This is a genomic window from Methylobacterium sp. B1 (genome assembly GCF_000333255.1).
Lineage (GTDB): Bacteria > Pseudomonadota > Alphaproteobacteria > Rhizobiales > Beijerinckiaceae > Methylobacterium > Methylobacterium fujisawaense.
Genome location: NZ_BACT01000884.1, coordinates 1 through 1783, shown reverse-complemented (window position 1 = coordinate 1783; position 1783 = coordinate 1). Strand labels below are relative to the sequence as shown.

At 75.3% G+C, this 1783-nt stretch carries 2 protein-coding genes and 1 pseudogene; all 3 read left to right on the top strand.

Annotated features, from left to right (window positions below):
* Positions 1 to 503: pseudogene (locus I53_RS25230) on the top strand (secretin); the annotation flags it as partial.
* 308 nt (positions 504 to 811) lie between these two features.
* Positions 812 to 1012 carry a hypothetical protein gene (locus tag I53_RS25225; RefSeq protein ID WP_043355950.1) on the top strand — a complete coding sequence of 67 codons (201 nt, stop codon included), beginning with the start codon at positions 812 to 814 and terminating at the stop codon, positions 1010 to 1012.
* 74 nt (positions 1013 to 1086) lie between these two features.
* The coding region (locus I53_RS25220; protein ID WP_043355948.1) for a YidB family protein at positions 1087 to 1783 on the top strand (697 nt) is incomplete at its 3' end.

The following is a 1783-nucleotide window of genomic DNA, read 5'->3' as shown; positions in this document are numbered from 1 at the left end:
CGGGATTTCAACCTCGGGACCCTGCGCGAGTTGCTCGCCCAGAGCATCCCGGGCGGGCGGTTCGACGTGCGCTCCTCGGGGGCCTCGGTGCTGCTCTCGGGGTCGTGAAATCCTCCGCGGACGCGCAGCAGGCGATCGACATCGCCAATGCGTTCGTGGGGCTGGGCGGCGGGGGCGCGGCGGGGGCCGCGGGGGCACCGAGCGGCGGTGTCACCGCGGGCGCGCGCGGCGCCGTGATCAACAACCTCACGATCCGCAACAAGGACCAGGTGATGCTCCGCGTCACCGTGGTGGAGGTGTCGCGCAACGTCCTGAAGCAGTTCGGGATCAACATGACCGGCAACTGGTCGGCGCTGAACCCGCTCGGTTCCGCGACGTCACCGGCGCTGATCAACAACCTGCCGTTCCCGATCAACCCATCGGCTCCGAGCGGCAACCAGATCCAGGCCTCGATCCAGTCGGGCGGCTTCTCGCTCCAGGCGACCCTGAAGGCCTTCGAGCGGCCGCGCTCGGCCTCGTGGTCGGGGCGCTGGTCGGCTGGCCGGACCGGCTCGCCGCCTCGCTGGGACTTTGCGTGGTCGCGGGGCTCGTGGCCGCGGCGGCGCTCGCCGGGTTCGTGCCGGGCCTGCCCGGTCTGTGGCTCGACGGCGCGGGCCTGATCCTGCCGGTCTACTGCGCGGCCTGCGCCCTCGGGGCGCTGGGGCGCCGCCTCGTCGTCCGGGATTAAGGGTTCGGGAACCGGTCCGCCCCCCGGCGGCGTTCATCCGGCAACAGGGCCCCGAGGGCCCGCCCCGAACCCGGAGAGGCCGCGATGCCCTGGACCGTCGAAAGTCCCCATCCCGCGAAACGCCGCGCCGTCCGCCTGCCGCGCCCCCGCGCCGGCGCCGCCGCCACCGGCCTGTTCCTGGCCGGACTGATCCTCTCGGCCGCGACGGTGCCGCTGATCGAGCCCGCCGACGCCACCACCGCCACCCACACCACGCAGGCCGCGCTCACCCCTCCGGCCCGCTGAGCGAGGCAACCCGCGCCCGCCCCCGAGGGTTGTCCGCCGGGGCCCGTCCGGCCCGAACCGTGGGGGAGACGCGCATGGGACTGCTCGAATCGGCGATCGGCGGCGTGCTGGGCCAGGTGTTCGGCGGGCAGAAGCAGGGCGCCGGGGGCATGTCGCCCCTGGTGAAGGCGCTCTTGATGCTGCTGCTGGCCAAGGGCGCCAGCGGCGGCTTCGGCGACATCTTCGGGCGCGGGGGACGGGGCGAGCCGGGCCCCGAGGCCGACCGCTCCGGCGGCGCCGGCCCCTACGGCCGTGATCCCGGCCAGCACCCCGCCGATGCCGGCGGACGCCGCCCCGACGACGGGGGCGATATCGGCGGCTGGGACCAGTATGGCGGCCGCCGCGACGGGGGCCCGGAGAGGCCGACGGATCCGTCCCTCCCGCCCGGCGATTTCTCGGATCTGTCCGGCATGCTCGACGGCCCCGGCGACGCCCCGACCCCGAGCCGCGCCGCCCCGGCGGGGCAGGGGGATGTCGGCGGGGATCTCGGCGGCCTCGACGGGCTGGTGGACCGCTTCCGCCAGGGCGGCCTCGGCGACGTGATCGAGTCCTGGATAGGCCACGGCGCCAACCGCCCGGTGGCCCCGGACCAGCTCGCCCGGGCGCTCGGCCCCGACACGGTGGACACCCTGCAGAGCCAGACCGGGATGGACCGGGACACGCTTCTCGCGCAGCTCGCCCAGGCGTTGCCGGAGGTGGTGCACACGCTCACCTCGCAGGGGCGGGTTCCGG